This window comes from Phytoactinopolyspora alkaliphila (genome assembly GCF_010550695.1).
In the GTDB taxonomy this organism is placed as follows: Bacteria; Actinomycetota; Actinomycetes; order Jiangellales; family Jiangellaceae; genus Phytoactinopolyspora; species Phytoactinopolyspora alkaliphila.
The window spans coordinates 72957-95320 of sequence record NZ_JAAGOB010000013.1 but is presented as its reverse complement, the minus strand read 5'-3'; the positions used below and the strand labels follow the sequence as shown (position 1 = coordinate 95320).

Annotated in this window: 17 protein-coding genes; 13 read left to right on the top strand and 4 right to left on the bottom strand. The window is 67.2% G+C overall.

From position 1 onward, the window contains the following. The first annotated feature begins 77 nt into the window (after window positions 1-77). Window positions 78-5525 (top strand): ATP-binding protein, encoded by a 5448-nt coding sequence (locus tag G1H11_RS20710; RefSeq protein WP_246211652.1) that lies wholly within the window; start codon window positions 78-80, stop codon window positions 5523-5525. 57 nt (window positions 5526-5582) lie between these two features. Here the strand turns inward: G1H11_RS20710 and G1H11_RS20705 are convergent, their stop codons facing one another. Beyond that, complete coding sequence (locus tag G1H11_RS20705; protein ID WP_163820501.1) at window positions 5583-6608, bottom strand: RNA polymerase subunit sigma-70; 1026 nt, start codon at window positions 6606-6608, stop codon at window positions 5583-5585. A 76-nt stretch (window positions 6609-6684) separates the two neighbouring features. On the opposite strand from G1H11_RS20705, the gene G1H11_RS20700 reads away from it, so the two are divergent. From G1H11_RS20700 to G1H11_RS20670, 7 genes are all read left to right on the top strand, one after another. Further along, complete coding sequence (locus G1H11_RS20700) at window positions 6685-7086, top strand: nuclear transport factor 2 family protein (RefSeq protein WP_216843986.1); 402 nt, start codon at window positions 6685-6687, stop codon at window positions 7084-7086. Window positions 7087-7176: 90 nt separating this feature from the next. Beyond that, on the top strand, window positions 7177-7515 hold the full coding sequence (locus G1H11_RS20695; RefSeq protein WP_343074894.1) for a TfoX/Sxy family protein: 339 nt from the start codon (window positions 7177-7179) through the stop codon (window positions 7513-7515). Between the two features lie 70 nt (window positions 7516-7585). Beyond that, window positions 7586-8416 carry a metalloregulator ArsR/SmtB family transcription factor gene (locus G1H11_RS20690; protein ID WP_163820499.1) on the top strand — a complete coding sequence of 277 codons (831 nt, stop codon included), beginning with the start codon at window positions 7586-7588 and terminating at the stop codon, window positions 8414-8416. Window positions 8417-8421: 5 nt separating this feature from the next. After that, window positions 8422-9039: a dihydrofolate reductase family protein gene (locus G1H11_RS20685; protein ID WP_163820498.1), complete on the top strand. Its 618-nt coding sequence runs from the start codon at window positions 8422-8424 to the stop codon at window positions 9037-9039. A 119-nt stretch (window positions 9040-9158) separates the two neighbouring features. After that, the gene (helR, locus tag G1H11_RS20680) at window positions 9159-11321 is read left to right on the top strand and encodes an RNA polymerase recycling motor ATPase HelR (protein ID WP_163820497.1); all 2163 of its coding nucleotides are present in this window, start codon (window positions 9159-9161) and stop codon (window positions 11319-11321) included. Window positions 11322-11404: 83 nt separating this feature from the next. Continuing rightward, window positions 11405-11935 carry a PadR family transcriptional regulator gene (locus G1H11_RS20675; RefSeq protein ID WP_163820496.1) on the top strand — a complete coding sequence of 177 codons (531 nt, stop codon included), beginning with the start codon at window positions 11405-11407 and terminating at the stop codon, window positions 11933-11935. Further along, window positions 11932-12987: a serine hydrolase domain-containing protein gene (locus G1H11_RS20670; RefSeq protein WP_163820495.1), complete on the top strand. Its 1056-nt coding sequence runs from the start codon at window positions 11932-11934 to the stop codon at window positions 12985-12987. The genes G1H11_RS20675 and G1H11_RS20670 overlap by 4 nt, the downstream gene beginning before the upstream one ends. Window positions 12988-13040: 53 nt before the next feature. Here G1H11_RS20670 and G1H11_RS20665 read toward each other — a convergent pair whose 3' ends face one another. After that, window positions 13041-13667: a GyrI-like domain-containing protein gene (locus tag G1H11_RS20665; RefSeq protein ID WP_163820494.1), complete on the bottom strand. Its 627-nt coding sequence runs from the start codon at window positions 13665-13667 to the stop codon at window positions 13041-13043. 191 nt (window positions 13668-13858) lie between these two features. Between G1H11_RS20665 and G1H11_RS20660 the strand changes: the two genes are divergently transcribed. Further along, entirely contained in the window at window positions 13859-14287 is a 429-nt protein-coding gene (locus tag G1H11_RS20660; protein ID WP_163820493.1) for a DUF1801 domain-containing protein, read from the top strand. A 2-nt stretch (window positions 14288-14289) separates the two neighbouring features. Here the strand turns inward: G1H11_RS20660 and G1H11_RS20655 are convergent, their stop codons facing one another. Beyond that, window positions 14290-15309: a TerC/Alx family metal homeostasis membrane protein gene (locus G1H11_RS20655; protein WP_163820492.1), complete on the bottom strand. Its 1020-nt coding sequence runs from the start codon at window positions 15307-15309 to the stop codon at window positions 14290-14292. Between the two features lie 84 nt (window positions 15310-15393). Further along, on the bottom strand, window positions 15394-16395 hold the full coding sequence (locus G1H11_RS20650; RefSeq protein WP_163820491.1) for a LacI family DNA-binding transcriptional regulator: 1002 nt from the start codon (window positions 16393-16395) through the stop codon (window positions 15394-15396). A gap of 168 nt (window positions 16396-16563) precedes the next feature. Here G1H11_RS20650 and G1H11_RS20645 point away from each other — a divergent pair, with 168 nt between their 5' ends. Genes G1H11_RS20645 through G1H11_RS20630 form a run of 4 tightly spaced genes read left to right on the top strand, consistent with a single transcriptional unit; the run spans window position 16564 to window position 22302 of the window. Beyond that, window positions 16564-17931, top strand: a complete 1368-nt coding sequence (locus G1H11_RS20645) for an extracellular solute-binding protein (RefSeq protein WP_163820490.1) — start codon at window positions 16564-16566, stop codon at window positions 17929-17931. A gap of 38 nt (window positions 17932-17969) precedes the next feature. Next, on the top strand, window positions 17970-18920 hold the full coding sequence (locus tag G1H11_RS26060; RefSeq protein WP_163820572.1) for a carbohydrate ABC transporter permease: 951 nt from the start codon (window positions 17970-17972) through the stop codon (window positions 18918-18920). Then, on the top strand, window positions 18917-19804 hold the full coding sequence (locus G1H11_RS20635; protein WP_163820489.1) for a carbohydrate ABC transporter permease: 888 nt from the start codon (window positions 18917-18919) through the stop codon (window positions 19802-19804). The genes G1H11_RS26060 and G1H11_RS20635 overlap by 4 nt, the downstream gene beginning before the upstream one ends. Before the next feature lie 17 nt (window positions 19805-19821). Continuing rightward, entirely contained in the window at window positions 19822-22302 is a 2481-nt protein-coding gene (locus G1H11_RS20630; protein WP_163820488.1) for a beta-xylosidase/alpha-l-arabinosidase, read from the top strand. Window positions 22303-22364: the final 62 nt, after the last annotated feature.

Sequence of the window (22364 nt, the reverse complement as noted above, 5' to 3'; positions counted from 1 at the left end):
TGTTCGCCTGTCGTCCACTTTGTGAGGCTCGTTTCGTGTTCAGTCGTGTCGCGATAGTCAACCGGGGAGAGTCCGCCATGCGGCTCATCCACGCCGTCGGTGAGCTCAACGCCGAAGGCGGGCCACGCATTGAAACAGTAGCCCTCTACACCGACGCCGACGCCACGGCCACGTTCGTCCGGGACGCGGACATCAGCTACAACCTCGGCCCGGCCTCAGCGCGCCCCTACCTCGACCTCGCCGTGCTGGAACGTGCGCTCGTCGAGACCGGAGCGGATGCCGCGTGGGTCGGCTGGGGCTTCGTCGCCGAGGATCCAGCGTTCGCCGAGCTGTGCGAGAAGCTGGGGGTGACGTTCATCGGCCCGGGTCCCGAGGCGATGCGCAGGCTGGGCGACAAGATCGGCGCCAAGCTGATCGCCGAGGAGGTCGGCGTTCCGGTCGCGCCGTGGAGCCGTGGCCCGGTGGAGGATCTCGACGCGGCGCTGGACGCGGCCGGCCGGATCGGCTACCCACTGATGCTCAAGGCGACCGCCGGCGGCGGTGGGCGCGGGATCCGCGTCGTCACCGGCCCGGACGAGCTCGCCGAGGCATACGAGCGGACTCGCCTGGAGGCCGAGCGCGCGTTCGGCAGCGGTGTGGTGTTCTTGGAGCGCCTGGTCACCGGCGCCCGGCACGTCGAGGTTCAGGTGATCGCCGATGGCCAGGGCACTGCGTGGGCGCTGGGCGTGCGGGACTGCTCGGTACAGCGCCGCAATCAGAAGATCATCGAGGAGTCGTCGTCGCCCGTCCTCAGCCCGGAGCAGGCAGGCGAGCTCAAGGCGGCCGCAGAACGGCTGGCACTCGCTGTCGGCTACTGTGGCGCCGGCACGGTGGAGTTCCTCTATCACCCGAAGGACCAGCTGTTCGCCTTCTTGGAGGTGAACACCCGACTCCAGGTGGAGCACCCCATCACCGAGGCCACCACCGGCATGGACCTGGTCAAGGCTCAGCTGCACGTCGCAGCGGGCGGAAAGCTGACCGGCCTTCCGCCCGCTGAACTGGGACACGCTGTCGAGGCACGGCTGAACGCCGAGGATCCCGACCGCGACTTCGCGCCGGCTCCAGGCCGCATCGCCCTGCTCGACCTACCCACCGGCCCAGGCATCAGGGTCGACACCGGTGTCAGCGAGGGCGACGAGATCCCGGCCGACTTCGACTCCATGATCGCCAAGATCATCGCCTACGGCCGCACCCGGGCTGAGGCACTGGCACGGTTGCGCCGCGCGATGCGGGAGACCACCGTCGTCATCGACGGCGGCACCACCAACAAGAGCTTCGTGCTCGATCTGCTCGACGAGCCCGAGGTGATCGACGGCAGCGCGGACACCGGGTGGATCGACCGGGTGCGGGCCGAGGGCCGGCTGGCCGCCCAGCAGCACTCCGGTGTCGCGCTGGCCGCAGCGGCGATCGAGGCGTACGAGGACGACAAGCGCGCCGAACTGCAGCGGTTGCTGTCCACGGCGCACGGCGGGCGCCCCCAGGTCCAGCACGAGAGCGCTCGACCGATCGACCTCAAGCTGCGGGGCGCGAGCTATCGCCTCACCGTCGCCGAGATCGGCCCCGGCCGGTACCGGGTCGGGTTCGTCTCGGGCACCGGAGTGCGCACGATCGACGCGGAGCTGGAGCGCTTCGACGAGCACACCGGCCAGATCCACCTCAACGGGCACCGGTTCCGGCTCGTCACCGGCACCCACGGACCGATTCACCTGGTCGAGATCGACGGCGTCACGCACCGCATCAGCCAGGACGAGGGTGGCGTCATGCGTTCGCCGGCACCCGCGCTGGTCGTCGCCACCCCGGTCCCGCCGGGCGGTGACGTGGAAGCCGGCGCGCCGGTCCTGGTGCTGGAGAGCATGAAGATGGAGACCGTGCTGCGGGCGCCGTTCCGGGCGCGGATGCGCGAGTGCCTGGTCTCCGTCGGCAGCCAGGTCGGCACCGGCGCGCCGCTGCTGCGCCTGGAGCCGCTGGACGACACCGAAGCCGTGGCGTCCCCTGCGGCCGCCGCCGTCGAGCTCGACCTTCCGGCCGAGCCGAACGGGCTCTCCGCCGAACACCGGGTCCAGCGCGGTCTGGCGGACCTGCGCAGTATGCTGCTCGGCTTCGACGTCGACCCCCACGACGACGACCGGACTCTGACGGACTACCTGGCCGCGCGAGCGGAACTGCCACACCGGCCGTTGGAGGCCGAGGTCGGGCTCCTGGAGGTCTTCGCCGACCTCTCCGAGCTCAGCCGCAACAAGCCGGAGGGCGAAGGAACCAAGGCCGAGACCCGAGTCCGCAGCCCGCGCGAGCATTTCCACACATACATGCAGAGCCTCGACGCCGAGCGTGCCGGACTGTCCGACACCTTTCAGGGCCGGCTCACCCGGGTACTGGACCACTACGGAGTCGACGGTCTGGACCGCACGCCCGCGCTGGAAGAGGCGGTGTTCCGGATCTTCCTCGCGCAGCAGCGCGCCGGGGCGGAGGCCGCGGTCATCACGGCGCTGCTACAGCAGTGGCTCACCGAGGCTCCCCCCGGAGGCGAACTGCGGCAGACCGTCGGGCAGGCGCTGGAACACCTGGTCGTGGCGACCCAGCTGCGCTTCCCGGTGATCGGGGACCTCGCTCGCAGCCTGGTGTTCCGCTGGTTCGCTCAACCACTGCTCCGCCGCACCCGCGCCGAGGTCTACACCGGGGTCCGGCAGCATCTGCGCCACCTCGACCAGCATCCCGACGCCGACGACCGGGAGGCGCGGATCGCCGAGATGGTCGCCAGCCCGGAGCCGCTCGTGCGGTTGCTGGGCCAGCGAATCGGGCGTGCCGATGCCGACGTCGGCCCGTTGCTCGAGGTCATGAGTCGCCGGTACTACCGTGACCACGGTCTGACCGGCATACGCTGCGAGCCGGTCAGGGGGCAGGCGTTCGTGACCGCGAGCTACGAGCTCGACGGTCAGCCGCACCGGTTGCTGGCCACCGTCGCCGGCTTCCCCGGGCTGCAGGACGCGCTGGCGGCCGTGGCCGAGGTGGTCGCGGCCCAGCCGGACTCCGCGTCCCTCACCGCCGACATCTACCTCGACTGGCCAGGTCACCCCACGGACGTGGACGTCATGGCGGCTGAACTGCGAGCGGTGCTGACCGCCGCCGCGTTGCCGACGAGGTTGAGCCGTATCACCACCACCGTGGCGGGGAACAGTGGCGCGGTTCTGCACCATCACTTCACTTTCCGGCCCGGGTCCACGGGATTGAGCGAGGAACGGCTCATCCGCGGCCTGCACCCGATGATCGGGCACCGATTGCAGTTGCAGCGGCTGAGGCATTTCGACCTGACCCGGCTGCCGTCCGCCGACGAAGACGTCTACCTGCTGCGCTGTGTGGCGCCGACGAATCCGTCCGACGAGCGCCTGGTGGCGATGGCGCAGGTCCGTGACTTGACGCCGTTGCGCGACGCCGAAGGCCGGATCCATGCGCTGCCCGCGATCGAGGGTGCGCTCGGTGCCTGCCTCGACGCGATCCGCAAGGTACAAGCGCAACGACCGGCGAACAAGCGCCTGGACACCAACCGGATCTTCCTCTACGTGTGGCCGCCGAGCGACCTGAGGCCCGATGACGTGCGGGCCATCGCCGAGCGCGTCGTGCCGACGACGGCTGGAGCCGGGGTCGAGGAGGTGGTCTTTCTCGGCCGACAGCGTGACGTGTCGACCGGGGAGCTGCATTCCATCGCTGTGCGTATTTCCTACGACGTGGCGACAGGCATCCGGCTGGAGGTCACGGATCCGCCGTCCGAGCCGATCCAGCCCCTCGACGACTACGGCCAGAAAGTGCTCAGAGCACGTCGTCGCGGCACTGTCTATCCGTACGAGCTGACCGGCATGATCGCCGGGCCGGGCGGATCATTCACCGAGTACGACCTCGGCGAGTCGGGCGAGCTGGTCCCCGCCGACCGGCCGAGAGGGCTCAACAAGGCCGGGATCGTGGCCGGTGTCGCGAGCACGCCGACCGAGCGGTTCCCCGAGGGTATGACCCGGGTGGTGCTGCTCGGTGATCCGACGAAGGCGCTGGGCGCGCTCTCCGAGCCGGAATGCGCGCGAGTGATCGCGGCGCTTGACCTCGCCGAGCGACTGCGGGTTCCGGTCGAGTGGTACGCGTTGTCCGCGGGCGCTCGCATTGCGATGGACTCGGGCACCGAGAACATGGACTGGATCGCGGCAGCGTTACGGCGCATCGTGCATTTCACCCAGGACGGCGGCGAGATCAACATCGTCGTCGCGGGGATCAACGTCGGCGCCCAGCCGTACTGGAACGCCGAAGCCACGATGCTCATGCACACCAAGGGCATACTCGTGATGACTCCGGACTCGGCGATGGTGCTGACGGGCAAGCAGTCCCTGGACTTCTCCGGTGGCGTGTCGGCTGAGGACAATTACGGCATCGGCGGCTACGACCGGGTGATGGGCCCCAACGGCCAGGCACAGTACTGGGCTCCGGATCTGCGCGCCGCGCACAACGTGTTGCTCTCACACTACGAGCACAGCTACGTGCTGCCGGACGAGAACGGCCCACGCAAGGCCGCCACCACAGACCCGGTGGACCGGGACATCTCGAGCTTCCCCCATGCCGCCGCAGGCAGCGATTTCACCACCATCGGGGAGATCTTCTCTCCGGAGACCAACCCGGACCGCAAGAAGGCCTTCGACATCCGCACCGTGATGCGGGCACTGGCCGACCAGGACCATCCGGTCCTGGAACGCTGGGCCGGAATGGCCGACGCGGAGACGGCCGTCGTCCAGGATGCGCACCTGGGCGGCCGGCCGGTATGCCTGCTGGGCATCGAGTCGCGGTCCGTACCGCGGCACGGTTTTCCGCCCACCGACGGTCCGGACGCCTACACAGCCGGCACGTTGTTCCCCCAGTCGTCGAAGAAGGCGGCCCGCGCGATCAACGCGGCGAGCGGGAACCGGCCGCTGGTGGTGCTGGCGAACCTGTCCGGATTCGACGGGTCGCCGGAGTCCATGCGCAAGCTGCAGCTGGAGTACGGCGCCGAGATCGGCAGGGCCATCGTGAACTTCCGAGGGCCCATCGTGTTCTGCGTCATCTCCCGTTATCACGGCGGCGCGTTCGTGGTGTTCTCCAAGGCGCTGAACCCGAACATGACGGTACTCGCGGTCGAGGGTTCGTACGCGTCCGTGCTGGGTGGTGCTCCGGCCGCGGCCGTGGTGTTCGCCGCGGAGGTCAACGCGCGCACCGCCCGTGATCCACGGGTCGTCGAACTGGAGGGCCGCATCGCCGATTCCGAAGGCGCGGAACGCGCTGGCCTCGTTGCCCACCTGGCCGAGCTGCGGACGTCGGTGCGCGCGGAGAAGCTGGGCGAGGTCGCGACCGAGTTCGACAGCGTGCACTCCATACAGCGCGCGCAGCGCGTCGGATCCGTGGACGCGATCATCCGGCCGGAGGAACTGCGGCCGCAGATCATCGCCGCAGTGGAGCGCGGCCTCACCCCAGCCTGATTGTGGCGGCTTGAGGGTGGCAAGCTTCAGGCGAGGGTACCGACATCGTCCGGATGATCACCCTGATGATGTCGGTAACCCGGGGTCGATCGAGTCCGGCAGCCCGAAACGCTCGTGCAGGCCTGCGCCGAGAAAGTGCGTGATGCCGTGAATCCGGTCTCCGGAGAGCGTGAGGACGACGATGCCGACGGCGTCCGCGGTCCGCTCGTCGGGCCGGGGAAGATAGCAACCGAACGCCGGCTGCCGGTTCGCGCGGGTGGGCAGCAACAGAAAGTGCCGTTCTCCACGCCACGCGGCACTGGTCCGGAGGAACGCGCCGATCGCTGCGGCGCCGTGGTACTGGTGCGGTGCGGGCGGCATCGCCAGCCACGCGTCATCCGTGAGCAGGGCGACCACGCCCTCGATGTCGTCGCTGGTGAATGCTTCGGCGAACCGCTCGCTGATGCCGTTCTCCAGCTCATCCGCCGACGCCGGCCTCACAGCATCGGCCTGACGGCGCCGGGCGAGCGCCGCCCGCGCTCGCTGTAGCGCACCCTTGGCTGCCGTAGTGGTCACCTCGAGCATCGCCGCAACGTCGCCCAGGGGGTAGCCGAGGACGTCACGGAGCACCAGCACCGCCGCCTGGCGGGGCGGAAGGTGCTGGAGGCTGGAGATGAACGCCAGCCGAACCGTCTCCTTGGCGTCGTACACGTCTTCGGGCCCGGGTGCCGCCTCGGACACACCGGCAAGCAGGGTGTCGGGGCAGGGCTGCAACCAGGTCACGTCCGAGCGGTGCGTGGGCTCCGGCGGCTGAAACGGCGGGACAGGCTCGGGTGGCCCTCGTCGCTTGGCAGCTCGCAACTCGTTGAGACAGCGGTTGGTGGCGATGCGGTAAAGCCACGCCCGCAACGATGAGTGGCTGGTGACACTGTCCAAGTTGCGCCAGGCGGCCAGCAGCGTCTCTTGCAGCATGTCCTCGGCGTCGGTCAGCGATCCGAGGATCCGGTAGCAGTGCAGTTGCAGTTCGGCTCGGTAGGGGTCCGTGAGCTCACGAAATGCCTGCTCATCACCAGTCCGGGCCTGATCGAAGACGGCCTCGCTCACCGAGGCATCGTCTCACAGCGCTGGCGAATATCCACTCAGACCGTTCCGTTTCGCTGTTCGCCGGTGTCCTACCAATGTGAAGTCCACACAACGCGAAGGGATCGACATGATCGACGAGATCAGCCCCAGCCCCGCACTCCGGACGGCACTGGCGTACCACCGAGCGTGGACCAGTGGCGACCTCGATGCGGCGATAGCGTATGTCGCCGCGGACATCTTCTGCCGGGCGCCTGGCGAAGACATCAAGGGAAAGGACGCGTACCGCGAGTACCTGGGCGGCTTTCTCCAGGTCTTTACTGGTTTGACGGATGTCGCGGCGCTCGGCGACGGCGAACGTGCGCTGTTGTTCTACTATCCGCACACGGCAACGACCAGCACCGCACCTGCCGCCGAACATTTCACTGTTCGTGAGGGGCAGATCGTGGAGAGTCTGCTCATCTTCGATCGCCTCTCGTACGCTCCACCACAGCAGCAGTAGGAGGGCGGAGGCGGTGCACTCAGGCCGCGCCGCACAGCGGTTGACAGCCATGCGGCGCGGCCTCGCCGGTAATTCAGAAAGGAGTTGCTGGTGGTGAATCGACGGAACGCACTTGCGGCCCGCATTCGTGAATCACTCACAACTCAAAGGTCATTCCGTGAAGTGCGCATGTTCGGTGGTCTCGCGTTCATGGTGAACGAGCGAATGATTCTGAGTGTGATGGGCGACGGCAGCCTTCTGATACGCGCTGCCCCGGAGCGGGCGGACGAGTTGCTCACCGCCGATGGCGCACGCCCCGCCGACATGGGCACCGGACGGAACATGGGGAAGGGCTGGATCGCGATTGACGACGCAGCCGTCGCAACCCAGGAAGACCTCGAATTCTGGGTGGGCGTCACGCTGGAGTACGCCGGACGGGAAAGAGGTTGATCAGCTCTCCAACCCGATGGGGCAAAATATTCCTTGACACGAATATTCGTCTACGTGAATACTCTGCTCCATGGATCGGATCACGTCAGCTCTCGGGGACGGTGCGCGGTGGCGCATCGTGGAATTGCTTGCCGAGCGGCCCCGGTCAGTCGGTGAGCTGGCCGAACTGACCGGTTTACGGCAGCCGCAGACCACCAAACACCTCCAGACCCTGGCTCGAGCCGGCCTTGTCACCGTCTTCCCGCTCGGGCAACGTCGCGTCTACGCAGTCGAGACAGCGCCGCTGGTCGCTCTCGCGAGGCGGCTACAAGAACTGATTGAGGCCACGGAGGCACACGAGGGCGAGCGGGACGTCATCGCGCGGTACCGCGCCGCCATCGAAGCCGATTCCAAGGTCGCGGACCGAGACCGGTGGGCGGACGGTCGCACCTCCTCCTTCGAGCGCGTGCTGGCCGCGCCTCCGGAGGCCGTCTGGCGGTACTGGGTCGACCCTGACCTGCTGGCGGCCTGGTGGGTTCCACCGTCGATGACGGTCACCGACTGCACTCTTGAGCCACGAGCGGGTGGGCGTGCCGTTCTCGAGTACCGCGACGCCGAGGGGCGGTATCGCTCCGAGGGCCAGGTCCACGCCGCGCAGGAGCCTGCGCATCTCACCTTCGACCTCTCGGTGCTGGACGCGACCGGCGGGGTCTCGTTCACCGGCCACTACGACGTGATGCTCACCGCGGTAGCGGAAGGCACCCGGCTGCGGGTCGACCTGACCACCACCGACACGACAGTTGAAGCCGTCCCCTACATCGCCGGGATCACAACGGGCTGGGGCCAGGTACTGGACAACCTCGCCGAGGCCGTGGGCGCATCGCAGCGAACCACCCACTCACCCACCACGGGAAGGGAATGACCATCATGACCAGCTCGACCAGCTCGACCAGCTCGACCAGCCGCAGGGTGACCGCCAACATCAATCTCACCCTCGACGGGCGTTACAACGGTCCCGGCGGACCGGGCGATTTGGGCGCCATCGTCCCGTACGCCGTCACCGAGGTCGCGCGCGACCACCTCTCCCGCATCTGGCAGAACGCGACCACGGCGCTGCTCGGCCGGCTCAACGCCGAAGGATTCCTCGGATTCTGGCCGTCAGTCGCCGACGACAAGAATGCCGATCCACGTGATCGGGGATACGCCACGTGGCTGGTCGACACCGAGAAGGTGGTCCTCTCGACCACCCTGACCGAGGCGCCGTGGGAACGCACCCGTGTGGTGAACGCCCCCACCGCGGACGTCGTCAACGAGCTCAAGGCAACCGGCGAGGGCGACATACTCGTCAACAGCAGCGCCAGCATCATCAAGGCGGTACTCGCCGCCGACCTGCTCGACCGGCTGTATCTCATGATCAGTCCCGAGATCACCGGAGGCGGACAGCAACTGTTCGACGACGGCCTGCCGCCTTCGACGTGGAAGCTCACACACCAGGAGACCGGGGAGCTGGGTGAGATGGCTATGGTCTACGACCGCACACGCTGATAGCCGTTCCTCCCACTCTTAAGCTATAGCGCACCCGGGGCCTTGCCGCAAGACCCCGGGTGGGGTGCAGAATCAGTCTCCGGCCTCGAAGCCACTGCCTCGATATCGGAGCTGACGACGTGAACCCCATGACCACTAGTGCGTTCAACCTGCCTGAACATCTCTCCGCCAAGGGCGACCCGGCCCTGATCGCCGCCGACGAGCAGCATTTCGCCGCCGTCGCGGACAGGCTCCGGCAACAGATCGCCGACCTCGCCGACCGCCTCGACGTCCAGCGGAAGGCCCCTGGCGGCACGGGCCAGGCGGCGATGGACCGAGACCTGGAGGTCCACCGGCTGACCGCCCGCCTGCACCTCTTGCGACGCTTCGGCCTGGATCTGTGCCTGGGACGCATGGTCAGCGCAGACGATCCCGAGCCGGTCTACATCGGGCGGCTCGGCCTGACCGACAGCGAGGGTCGTCGGCTGCTGGTCGACTGGCGCGCCCCGGCGGCCGAGCCGTTCTTCGCCGCCACGCATGCCAATCCGATGGGTCTGATAAGCCGCCGCAGGTACCGCTGGACCCGCGGCCGGATCAGCGACTACTGGGAGGAGGTCTTCGCCGCTGACGGGCTGGAAGGCCACGCCGCGCTAGACGACCAGTCCGCGTTCATCGCCAGTCTCGGCAGCAGCCGGTCGCCCCGGATGCGAGATGTGCTCGGCACCATCCAAGCCGATCAGGACGCGATCATCCGTGCGAGTTCGCGCGGTGCTCTCGTCGTCGACGGCGGTCCGGGCACGGGGAAGACGGTCGTCGCTCTGCACCGCGCTGCCTATCTGCTCTACTCCGACCCTCGCCTTCGTGACGGCAGGGGTGGCGTGCTGTTCGTCGGTCCACACCAGGCCTATCTGGCCTACGTCGCCGACATCCTTCCCAGCCTCGGTGAGGAAGGCGTGCGGACCTGCACGCTGCGCGATCTCGTCTCCGAAGGAGCCTCCGCGAGGACCGAGACAGACCCGGACGTGGCGCGTCTGAAGTCCTCCGCGGCCATGGTGAAGGTGATCGAGCCTGCGGTCAGGCTGTACGAGGAACCGCCCACCACGGGGATGACCGTCCAGACTCACTGGTCCGACATCTCGCTCAGTGCCGCCGACTGGGCCGAGGCGTTCGAGGCTCCGGACCCGGGCACTGCGCACAACGAGGCTCGTGACCAGGTCTGGGAGGAGTTGCTGGCCATCCTGATCGACAAGCACGACGGCGAGGATGTGCCGGCCCACCTGCTGCGCCGCTCGCTCGTGCAGAACAGGGAACTGACCAGGGTCTTCAGCAGGGCATGGCCGTTGCTCGAAGCAGCAGACATCGTGGGAGACCTGTGGTCGGTGCCCGCCTACCTGCGCATGTGCGCTCCCTGGCTCACCCCCGACGAGGTGGGGAAGCTACGACGCGAGGATCCCAACGCCTGGACGGTGTCGGATCTCCCACTGCTGGACGCCGCCCGGCAACGGCTTGGTGACCCGGAGGCCTCACGCCGGAAGCGACGGCAGAAGAGGGCGGCCGACGCCGAACGAGAGCAGATGGACCGGGTCGTCGACGCGCTCCTGCAGGTCGACGACGAAGACGGCATGATCGCCCAGTTGAGCCAGGAGGGCATCCGCGACGCTCTCGTCGACGAGGGCGCCCTGCCCGAGGATGTCTCCGACCAGCTCGCCGGCCCCTTCGCGCACATCGTCGTGGACGAGGCCCAGGAGCTGACCGATGCCGAATGGCAGATGCTGCTGCTGCGCTGCCCGTCCCGTAGCTTCACCATCGTCGGTGACCGGGCCCAGGCCAGGCACGGGTTCACGGAGTTGTGGCAGGAACGGCTCACGCGGATCGGGCTCGACCGGGTCAACCTGGCCTCGTTGAATATCAACTACCGGACGCCGGAGGAGGTCATGGCGGAAGCCGAGCCCGTCATCCGGGCGGTGCTCCCGAACGCCAACGTGCCAACCTCCATCCGCAGCAGCGACGTCCCCGTCGTCCACGGCTCGACGTCGGATCTGGGATCGATCCTCGACACCTGGCTTGCCACGCACGCCGAAGGCACAGCCTGCGTCATCGGCACTGCTGACATCGAATCCGGCACGTTCGAGCCGTCACCGCGCGTGCGCTCCCTGGCCCCGGAACACTCGAAGGGGCTCGAGTTCGACCTGGTGATCCTCATCGACCCGGAAGCATTCGGCACTGGCCACGAGGGAGCCGTCGACCGCTACGTCGCCATGACCCGGGCTACCCAGCAGCTCGTCATCCTCACGAGCACGTGACGCAGGCAATGTAACGGCACCGAGCCCCATCGAGTGATAGCGCACATATATGTCAATACACATATGTGCGCTATCATCTATCCATGTCCTTACGGCACGCGATCCTCGGGCTCCTGTCCATTCAGCCGATGAGCGGCTATGAGCTGAAGAAGGTCATCGACGAGAGCGTCGGGCACTTCTGGACGGCGGATCAGTCGCAGGTGTACCGCACGCTCAGTACTCTGGTGGACGACGGCCTGGCGTCCCGCCGCACTGTGGTGCAGGAGGATCGGCCCAACCTGCATCTGCACAGCGCGACCGACCGCGGCTTGGCCGAACTGGACACATGGCTCGCCTCACCGTTGCAGACACCGCCGATCCGCGAGCCGTTCCTGGCGCGGCTGTTCTTCGCGGACAGGTTGCCGGCGGACCGCATCCAGAAGCTGGTGGACACCCGCCGGCAGGAAGTAGCCGAACAACTGGCGGCGCTGGAGGCGATCGCCGTTCCGGCGAACGCTACCGAGGCCGGCCAGGTACTCCGTTCGGCGACGCTCGCCAACGGCATCGCCCATGCCAGGGCTGAGCTCGACTGGTTGGCCTCAACACAACGACAACTCGAACGGATCACGCCATGAGTCTGCCCATCTCGGCCAAGCTCGATCGAGTCGCCGCCCGCTACGCCGCGAAGCCGAAGGTCTCGTCGATGAGCGTGGCGATCGAGCAACCGTCCACCGGATTCTCCTGGGGATACGGCGACACCGGCCAGCCGTACTTCGTCGCCAGCATCACCAAGCTGTACACCACCGCGATGATCATGCAGCTTCGCGAGGAGAACGTCCTGACACTCGACACGCGCGTCGCCGAGCTGCTCGGTGAGGACACCATGAGCGGGTTGAACGTGCACAACGGCCACGACTACGGTCCGGCGATCACCGTGCGCGAGCTGCTGGCGCAGACCTCAGGGATACCGGACTACTTCGAGCAGAAGCGCCCCGACGGCACCACCTTCCTCGATGACATGCTCCGCACCGACGCCGCGTGGACCTTCGAGGATTTCATCGAGATGGCACGGGCCGTGCCTAGCCGGTTCGCCCCGTCGACACCAGGTAAGGCGCAGTACGGCGACACCAACTACCAACTGCTCGGACGCATCGTCGAGGTCGCCACATCAGGCAGTTACGACGACGCCATCCGCAGCCGGATTATCGACAAACTCGGACTGCGCCACACGTGGCTGTTCACACCGCAGACGCTGAGTCGCTACGGCGAGGCCGCACCGGTCCTGCACGGCCCCACCCCTGTGCACGTCCCGAAGGCAATCGCTTCGTTCCCTCCGGATGGCGCCGTGGTGTCGACCTCGGCCGACCAGGTGCGACTTCTTCGTGCCTTCATCACGGGTGAGTTGTTCCCTGCGCAGTACCTGACCGAGATGACCGCGCACTGGAACCCGATCTTCTCCCGCCTCGACGCCATGGACTACGGCATCGGTATCATGCGGTTCAAATTGCCCCGCTGGCAGTCGCCGTTCACACCTTTCCCGGCGATGATCGGTCACTCTGGCGCGTTCGGGAACGTGCTCTATTACCTCCCGGAACGGGACGTCTACGTGGCCGCAACCGTCAACCAGATGCGCCCCCGCAGCCTGGCCCACCGCCTCCTGTTGCGGCTCGTGGCTCACGTCCGATGATCGAAATGCGGCGCGCACCTCGCCCGGCCCACTCGACCGGATCCTCCGCCGGTTCACAAGGCTGACGCGGTGACTGGCTGCCTGAGGATGGTGCGCAGCTTCTCGGGCGCCACCTTGCGGGAGTCGCTGAGGTAGATCTCATGATGCTTGCCGACCATCCGCAGCCCGTTGTCCGGGATGAACTCGCGGTGTATCCGCGCCAGCACCTCGGCCTCGTCGTCGTAGGAGCCGACATGCAGGGTCTGCACACAGCGGCCCTCGGACAGGGAGTCCAGTCGGACCTCGTGGAGGCGCCGTGGGCCATCCTTGGCCTCGACCTGCTCGACGGCGCCGGCGAACATGTTTTGGTCGATCCAGTCGGGGATCATGATCATTAGCGTCCAGTCCCACTGGGACTTGTCACGTGACGTCGTGAACGCCTCCATGTCGTCGGCCCACCACAAGCCCTCCAGGGGCATGACGACGTAGTCGCGCCCAAGGACTCGCTTGCTGGCGAACTTCAGCGTGTACGCCAGGGGGTAGAGCGCCTGTGCAGCGTCGGAGAAGGCCGGAGACGAGTTGGGGTCGCCATGCCCGTCGATCATGAGGTACTGCAGATCGGGCACATCCACGATCCGGGTCTGCCCCTTCTTCGCGCGGTACGCGTCGAGCTGCCGCTTGAAATCGATTCTGTCCGTCACCGGTACCTGAGCTCGCGTCGCGAGCCACGACCTTTCTGCCTGCACGAGGCTCAGTGCGTACGAGTAGGCCCCGCGCTGTCCGCGCGAGTCGGCGCGTGCCGAGCCGGGATCACGTCGGGCTACAATTTCACGTCGCCGCGCTCGCGAATCAGCTCGCCGGCTGTCACGGACCGCATCCAGGATGTCATGCCATGACCGATCGCAAGAAGAACGACGCAGGGCCGAAGCTGCTCTCGGGCGGCAATCCGCAGATCCCCAAGGGCGAGGGGAACGGGCCAGTGCAGGACTACATCGCTGCCATGCCGGGATGGAAACGCGACGTCGGGAAACGCCTCGACGACCTCATCGTGCGCACGGTCTCCGATGGTCACAAGGCCGTGAAGTGGAACCAGCCGTTCTACGGTCTCAACGGTGAGGACGGGCATCTGTCGTTCCGTTGCTACACGAACTACGTGCAACTGCAGTTCCTCAGAGGGGCGTCGCTCGATCCCATGCCACCGAAGGCGTCCAAGCACGACGAGGTGCGCTACCTCGACATCCACGAGGACGACGAGCTCGACGAGGATCAGCTCCGGTCCTGGATCGAGCAGGCCAGCAATCTGCCGGGCCAGAGGATGTGACGTCAGGGTGTGTGGCCGTCGTCGGTCTTCTTTGTGCGGCCCGAGTGTGCGCGCAGCGCGCCCGGGTGGGCCTTCGCGGAAGGGTCGCGCCGGGTCTTGATCAGGCTTGCGACGGTGACGACCGCGAGTACGGCAACGATCACTATCAGGCTGACTGGCGTGGAGATCTCTGGGACGCGATCGTCCAGATCGACGTGGGCCCAGTGCAGGATGAGCTTGACACCGATGAACGCGAGGATCAGCGCCAGTCCGGCCGACAAGTAGACCAGTCGTTCGAGAAGTCCCTTCACCAGGAAGAACAGAGCGCGCAAGCCAAGGAGCGCGAATGCGTTGGCCGTGAAGACGATGTAGGGCTCCTCGGTGACACCGAACACCGCCGGGATGGAGTCCATGGCGAAGAGCAGGTCGACGCTGCCGATCGCGATCAAGACGACGAACAGCGGCGTGAATACGCGGCGCCCACCGAGGCGGGCGACGAGTTTGCCGCCGACGTACTCCGTCGTGATCGGCAGGACCCGCTGGGCAGTCTTGACCATGACGTTGTTCTCGACGTCAGGGTCCTCATGGCGGTGCCGGAACAGCTGCACAGCGGTGTACACGAGCAGCAGGCCGAACAGCAGGAACATGAACGAGAACAGCGCCAGCAACGTCGCACCGAGCGCGATGAAGATCGCACGCATGATCAGCGCGAGCACGATGCCGAAGGTGAGCACCTTGTGCTGGTGTTTCTCCGGCACGGCGAAGGTGGCGATGATGATGACGAAGACGAAGAGGTTGTCCACCGACAAGCTTTTCTCGACGATGTAGCCGGCGAAGTACTCCGTGCCGTACCGGCCGCCGTGTTGGAGGGTGAACCACACTCCGAAGCCCACGGCGACAGCGATGTAGAACACCGACCAGGCGGTCGCCTCCGCGAACCCGACCCGGTGGGGCCGGGCCGCGGCCAGGGCCAGATCGACCGTCAGCAGCGCGATGATCAACCCAATGGTGACAGCCCAGGTGAGTGCGCTGATGTCGAGCACAGGTTCCTCCCCTTGCGATTCCGCTTCGAGCTGAGGCGAGAGTCACCATCATGCCAGCGAGCAAGCGCTGCTGGTCCTGTTCGCTCACAGCGGGCGACAGCTGGCGCGTGTAATCAGGCTTGTCGGCAGCCGGACGTGCGGCGAACGGGACTCGCCGTTGATCAGATCGATGACCATGCCCAGGGCTTCCGCCCCCATCTCATGGATGGGCTGGGCGACGGTGGTGAGCGGAGGGTCGGTCAGCGCCGACTCCGGCACGTTGTCGAAGCCGATCACTGAAATGTCTTCCGGGACGCGAAGCCCGAGCTCACGAGCGATCTCCATGGTGCGGATCGCGGAGAGGTCGTTGGCCGCGAAGATCGCCGTCGGGCGATCAGGCATCGACAGCAACTCATGGGCGGGGGCATCGGCCAGGTCTGGGCGGTAACCGCCGATCCGCATCAGAGCGGGATCGGTCTTGATTCCGGCTTTCTCCAGCGCCGAGCGGTAGCCCTGCTCCCGAAGCCTCGCCGATTCGAGGTCGACGCGGCCGCCGAGGAAGCCGATACGGGTGTGTCCGAGCGAGATCAGATGCTGAGTCGCCGCCGTAGCGCCGGCGAGGCTGTCCGCGTCGATGGTCGGGGTGCCGGACGGTCCGGCGTGCGGGTCGACGGCGACGACGGGAATCGTCTCGTGCTCGATGCTCACGGTGGGCGTGACGAGCACGGCGCCGTCGATCAGCGTGCCTGCCAGGCGGGTCAGATAGCGATTCTCCCAGCCCACCCGATCATGCCGGCCGAGACCGCCGGTGTAGGCCATCAGCTCATAGCCGGTCCCGTCCACGGCCTCAGAGATGCCCTTCAGCAGTTCGGTGGAGAACGGCTCGAATTCCGCGAGAAGAATGCCGATGACGTTCGTGCGGCGGCTGCGGAGACTCCGAGCCACGAGTGACGACTCGTATCCGAGTTGCTTGATGACCTCTTGGACCCGTAGCTCGGTGGCCGGCGCGACGCCGTACCGGCCGTTGATCACCTTCGACACCGTCGCGACCGAGACCTTTGCGGTCCTCGCGACGTCGCCGATGGTCACCCTTCCCGTGGGCTGCATGACATGACAGTAGCGTGCCGGCGTGCCCGCGGCATATTGATCGACGGCATGACTCGATAACGATATCGATACCGTTGTCGATATCGATGTCGATAACGATTGACACCCTTCCGACCGGGCTGCCAGACTCCGGCACATTCCGTCAGGGACGACTGGAAGGGCACCGAGATGACTCACAGAACACGGAAGCAGGCTCTGCTACTCGTGGTGGCAGGTGCGCTCTTTGCTACCGCTTGCGCAGGGCAGGGCGGCGACTCCGACAACAACGACAACGGCGCGGACACCGCTGACGACAATGACAGTGGCGGCGATCAGGGCACCGATGAGGGCAACAGCGACGAGCCGATCACCCTCGCGTGGTGGCACAACTCGAACAATGAGCCAGGCAGAGGGGTATACGAACAGGCGGCGGCCGATTTCATGGAGGCCAACCCGAACGTCACGATCGAGATCACGGCGCAGGAGCACGAAGACATGCTCACGCGTCTCAATGCCGCGTTCCAGAGCGGTGACATGCCCGACATCTACATGGAACGCGGCGGCGGGGAACTCACCGCCCACGTCGAGGCGGGCCTGACCAAAGACATCACCGATCTCGCGGCCGACGCGATCGCAAACCTCGGCGGTGTGGGCTCCACCTACGAGGTGGAAGGCCGTGCGTACGCGCTGCCGTTCACGGCAGGTGCGGTCGGCTTCTGGTATAACACGTCGCTCTTCGAGGAGGCCGGCATCACCGATCCGCCGCAGGATCTGGACGACTGGTTCGCCGCGGTCGATGCGCTCAAGGCTGCGGACATCGAGCCTGTCGCCGTCGGCGCCCGCGACGGCTGGCCGGCCGCGCACTACTGGTACTACACCGCGCTGCGGCAGTGCTCCGAGGAGGTCTTGACCGAGGCGGTCAACACGCTCGACTTCTCCGACCCTGACCCCTGCTTCCTGCGCGCAGGTGAGACGCTGCAGGAGATCATCGCGGCCGAGCCGTTCAACGCCGGGTTCCTGGCGACACCGGCACAGGAGGGTCCGACGTCGGCCTCAGGTCTGCTGGCGACCGAGCGGGTGGCCATGGAACTGGCGGGACACTGGGAACCCGGCGTCATGGAGGGTCTGACCGAGGACGGCCAGGGCCTGGCAGGCAACCTCGGCTGGTTCCCGTTCCCGGAGATCCCGGGACAGGAAGGCGCGCCGGGCGCGCTGATCGGTGGCGGTGACGCGTGGGCGCTGTCGGCGAACGCCCCTGATGTAGCGGCTGACTTCATCTCGTACTTGGTCTCCGACGAGATGCAGCAGACGTTCGCCGAGAACAACATGGGTCTGCCGGTCAACGCGGCAGCTTCGGACTCGGTGGCCGACCCGGCACTGGCCGCGCTGATCGAGCCGCTCTCCGCCGCTCCGTACAACATGCTCTACTTCGACACCCAGTTCGGGGAGTCGATCGGTGGCGCGATGAACGACAAGATCGTGGAGATGTTCGCCGGCGACGCCACGCCGCAGGACGTCGTCGACGCCATCCGAGAAGCGTACGAAGCCGAGCAGTGACGAAGGCACTAGCCGGTTCCGCTGGCGGCCGCCACCCGATGAAGCCGCCAGCGGAACCTCCACTCACGGGTGCCACCACCCGAAAGGGCCGGGGATCCCGGCGCGACTGGCGTAAGGCCGCGGAGATCTTGTTCTTCGTCACGCCCGCGCTCGCGCTGTTCGCTCTGTTCGTGATCGTGCCGGTACTCACGGCGGTGCAGATGTCCGTGTACCGGTGGCGTGGTTTCGGTCCGCTCGAGGACTTCGTCGGGTTCAGGAATTACGCGTCGGTGTTGACCAACGACGTCTTCCAAGGCGCCGTCGGTCACACCATGACGATCGTCGTGGGGTCGATCCTCCTCCAGTTGCCGCTCGGTCTCGGGATAGCACTGCTCCTCAATCGCAAGATGAAGGGCCAGGGTCTGCTGCGAACCATCGTGTTCGTGCCCTTCGTCCTGTCCGAGGTCATCGCTGGAGTCATCTGGTTCCAGCTGCTGCAACCACGCTACGGGGTCATCGACACGCTGCTGGAGGCCGTCGGGCTCACCGGACCTCCGCAAGGCTGGCTGGGTGATCGCGACTTCGCCCTGTGGACCATCCTGATCGTACTGACCTGGAAGTACCTCGGCCTGCCGATCCTGCTGTTCCTCGCCGGGCTGCAGAGCATCTCAGAAGAGCTGTACGAAGCCGCGCAACTCGACGGCGCCACCTGGTGGCAGACACAACGCAAGATCACCATCCCGCTGCTCGGCCCGACGATGCGGACATGGGCGTTCCTGTCCATGATCGGATCACTGCAGTTGTTCGACATGGTGTGGGTCCTCACCCGCGGAGGCCCCGCCAACTCGACGACCACCATGGTGACGTTCCTCGTCAACCAGGGCACCGAGCGCGGCAACTACGGCATCGCCGGCGCGGCTTCGGTGATCCTCTTCGTAATCGCGCTCGTCATGGCGATCACCTACCAGCGGATCTTCCTGCGGCGGGACACGAAGGAGGCCGGACGATGACAACCCCGACTGTGCTCGCGCCACCCGCCGAGCCCGCCACCGGACGTCAACGGGGCCGCCGCGATGCCTATTCCGGCGGCAATCCCCTCGTCTACGTGCTCGCGCTCGTCATCGCCGCGGCATCGCTCGGGCCGGTACTGATCGCCGTGCTCGGCGGCTTCCGGACGAACGCCCAACTCGCGCAGAACCCAGGCGGCTGGCCGGACCCGTGGGTGCTCTTCAACTATCGGGACGCGTTCACTAACCCGGCGTTCTGGCAGTTCACCGGAAACTCGCTGGCCATCGGCGCCATCACCACGGTGGTGGTCGTGGTCTTCGGGATGATGGCGGCCTACCCGTTGGCGCGCTATCGGTTCCGGGGGCGCGAGGCGCTGTTCACGGTGTTCGTCGCCGGGTTGCTGTTTCCCGCGACTGTCGCGGCGATCCCGCTGTTCATCCTCGTCAGCCAGAACATGGGGCTCAGCAACACCTGGTGGGGAATCGCGCTGCCCCAAGCGGCGTTCACGCTGCCGCTGAGCGTCGTCATCCTGCGCCCGTTCATCGCCGCGTTGCCGAACGAGCTGGAGGACGCGGCGATGGTCGACGGTTCATCGCGCATCGGCTTCTTCTGGCGGATCGTCATTCCACTCTGCTGGCCGGCGATGGTCACGGTCGGAGTGGTGGCGTTCGTCCAGTCCTGGCATGCCTACCTGCTACCGCTGCTGCTCCTGCAAGGCGACATGCGCACGCTCCCGCTCGGTGTCGCGGACTACTCCTCGGAGTACTCCGCCGACATCGCCGGTGTGTTCGCTTTCACCTCGCTGTCCATGCTGCCTGCCCTTGTGCTTTTCCTGGTGTTCCAGAAGCGCATCGTCGGGGGCCTGCAAGGCGCGGTCAAAGGATGAGGCCCGCATGACCCCCGATGACCCCGAAGAAGGAGCCCACTTTCGTGACTGACGTCGACGCCGCCATTCCACCACCGCCCCGCGCGTCCCGGCGCGTCCGCGATCTGCTCGCCCGGATGACGCTCGAGGAGAAGCTCGCACAGCTGGTCGGCTACTGGGTGGACCAGGATCGCGGCGCCAGCAGCGACAGCCAGGACCACCCAGGTGAGGTCGCGCCGATGCAGGAAGAGATGACCGCAACCGCATCACAGCAGCCCTTCGGGGATGCCATCCGGCATGGCATCGGCCACCTGACCCGGGTATACGGAACCCATCCGGTCGACCCGGTCAAACGCGCGGACTGGCTGTGGAACCAGCAGCGCCGGCTGCGCTCGGACACCCGCCTCGGCATCCCCGCACTAGTGCATGAGGAGTGCCTGACCGGTCTGGCCGCGTGGCAGGCCGCGACGTTCCCGACGCCGCTCGCCTGGGGGGCGTCGTTCGACCCGGACCTCGTCGAGCAGATGGGCAGAGTGATCGGCTCGTCGATGCGGGCGCTCGGCATCCACCAAGGGCTCGCGCCGGTTCTCGATGTGATCCGGGATCCGCGTTGGGGCCGCGTGGACGAGTGCATCGCCGAGGACCCGTACGTGGTCGCGACGCTGGGCACGTCGTACGTGCGGGGGCTGCAGTCGGCCGGCGTGCACGCGACCCTCAAGCACTTCGTCGGCTACTCGGCGTCCCAGGCCGGGCGCAACCACGCCCCGGTGCACGCGGGGCCGCGTGAGCTGGTCGATCTCTTGTTGCCGCCGTTCGAGATGGCCCTGTTCGACGGAGGCGCCCGCTCGGTCATGAACTCCTACGCCGAGATCGACGGCGTCCCGGTGGCGGCCGACGCCGACCTGCTGACCGGCCTGCTCCGGGAGCAATGGGGATTCACGGGGACGGTGGTGTCGGACTACTTCTCCGTCGCGTTCCTGACCCTGTTGCACGCAGTGGCCGCGGACCGCGGCGACGCGGCCGCACAGGCGCTCACGGCCGGCGTCGACATCGAGCTGCCGACCGGCGACGCCTACCTCGGACCGCTCGCCGAACGGGTGCGTGCCGGGCTGGTCGACGAGAAGCTCGTCGACCGCGCGGTGCTGCGCGCGCTTGCCCAGAAGGAGGAGCTCGGCCTGCTCGACGAGACCTTCGAAGGCGACCCGCCGGCGCCGGTTGACCTGGACTCCTCGGAGCACCGGGATCTCGCCCGGCGGCTGGCCGAGGAATCGATCGTGCTGCTGTCGAACGACGGCGTGCTTCCGCTGGGCGGTCCCGGCCGGACGACGCCGCGCCGTATCGCGGTGATCGGCCCCAACGCCGACCGCGCCGAGGCATTGCTGGGCTGCTACTCGTTCGTCAACCATGTGCTCGCGCACCGACCCGATGTCCCGGTCGGGATCGAGATACCCACCGTCGTGGACGGGCTCCGCCAGGAATCAGCCACGGGCGCGCTCGCCGGGGCGGAGATCGTCGTCGTGCGTGGGTGTGACGTCGAGGGCGCCGACCGTTCCGGGTTCGCCGCGGCGACCGACGTGGCGCGTGACGCCGACGTCGCGGTGGTCGTCGCCGGAGACCAAGCCGGACTCTTCGGGCGAGGGACCGTGGGGGAGGGCAACGACGTCGAGAGTCTCGAACTGCCCGGTGTCCAGCGGGATCTCGTCGAAGCGGTGCGGGCCACCGGCACCCCGACCGTGCTCGTCCTCATCACCGGGCGCCCGTACGCGATCGACTGGGCGCTGGACGGACCGGACGCCGCCAGCGCGGTGCTCCAGGCATTCTTCCCCGGCGAGGAGGGCGGCACGGCCGTCGCCGGGGTGCTTTCCGGGCGGGTCAATCCGTCCGGGCGGCTTCCCGTCTCGATGCCACGCTCGGCCGGAGCCCAGCCGTACACGTATCTGCACCCGCCGCTCGGCGGCCCGAACGACGTCACCACCGCAGACACCACTCCGGTCAGGCCGTTCGGGCACGGCATGTCGTATACGACGTTCGCCTACGACGACTTCACCGTCGATCCCGCGGTGATCGCCAGTGGCGCATTCGTGGCGTCTGTCCGGGTCACGAACACCGGCGACCGCGCCGGCGCTGACGTGGTACAGCTGTACGGGCGAGATCTCGTGGCCAGTGTCACCCGGCCGACGGTCCAGCTTCTGGGGTACCACCGGGTTCTCCTCGACGCCGGTGAGTCGGCCGTCGTGCGCTTCGAGGTGCCCACCACTCGGCTGGCCTTCACCGGCCGCCGCATGGTCCGCGTCGTCGAACCAGGCGACGTCGTGGTGTGGGTCGGCCGTTCCGCGGCCGGCAACCGGTCGCGCCCGCGCGCCGACGGCATCGCCCAGGCGGAGTCCGAACCGCAGGCAGTGGCCGGCGCCGATGACGGCGACGTCTCGCAGCGTGCGACCATCGCGGTGACTGGCGAGTCGCACGTCGTCACGCCAGGGGACGAGCGTGTGGTCAAGGTGAGCGTCGCCCGCTGCTGACGGGTCGAGACCGACGAACCGACATTGTCCGGGTCATCACCCGGACAATGTCGGTAGACGAG

Coding starts and splice junctions, on each gene's coding strand:
- G1H11_RS20710 (WP_246211652.1), top strand. CDS start 78: ATGCGGCTCATCCACGCCGTCGGTGAGCTCAACGCCGAAGGCGGGCCA.
- G1H11_RS20690 (WP_163820499.1), top strand. CDS start 7,586: ATGGATCGGATCACGTCAGCTCTCGGGGACGGTGCGCGGTGGCGCATC.
- G1H11_RS20685 (WP_163820498.1), top strand. CDS start 8,422: ATGACCAGCTCGACCAGCTCGACCAGCTCGACCAGCCGCAGGGTGACC.
- G1H11_RS20675 (WP_163820496.1), top strand. CDS start 11,405: ATGTCCTTACGGCACGCGATCCTCGGGCTCCTGTCCATTCAGCCGATG.
- G1H11_RS20670 (WP_163820495.1), top strand. CDS start 11,932: ATGAGTCTGCCCATCTCGGCCAAGCTCGATCGAGTCGCCGCCCGCTAC.
- G1H11_RS20660 (WP_163820493.1), top strand. CDS start 13,859: ATGACCGATCGCAAGAAGAACGACGCAGGGCCGAAGCTGCTCTCGGGC.
- G1H11_RS20650 (WP_163820491.1), bottom strand. CDS start 16,395: ATGCAGCCCACGGGAAGGGTGACCATCGGCGACGTCGCGAGGACCGCA.
- G1H11_RS20645 (WP_163820490.1), top strand. CDS start 16,564: ATGACTCACAGAACACGGAAGCAGGCTCTGCTACTCGTGGTGGCAGGT.
- G1H11_RS26060 (WP_163820572.1), top strand. CDS start 17,970: ATGAAGCCGCCAGCGGAACCTCCACTCACGGGTGCCACCACCCGAAAG.
- G1H11_RS20635 (WP_163820489.1), top strand. CDS start 18,917: ATGACAACCCCGACTGTGCTCGCGCCACCCGCCGAGCCCGCCACCGGA.
- G1H11_RS20630 (WP_163820488.1), top strand. CDS start 19,822: ATGACCCCGAAGAAGGAGCCCACTTTCGTGACTGACGTCGACGCCGCC.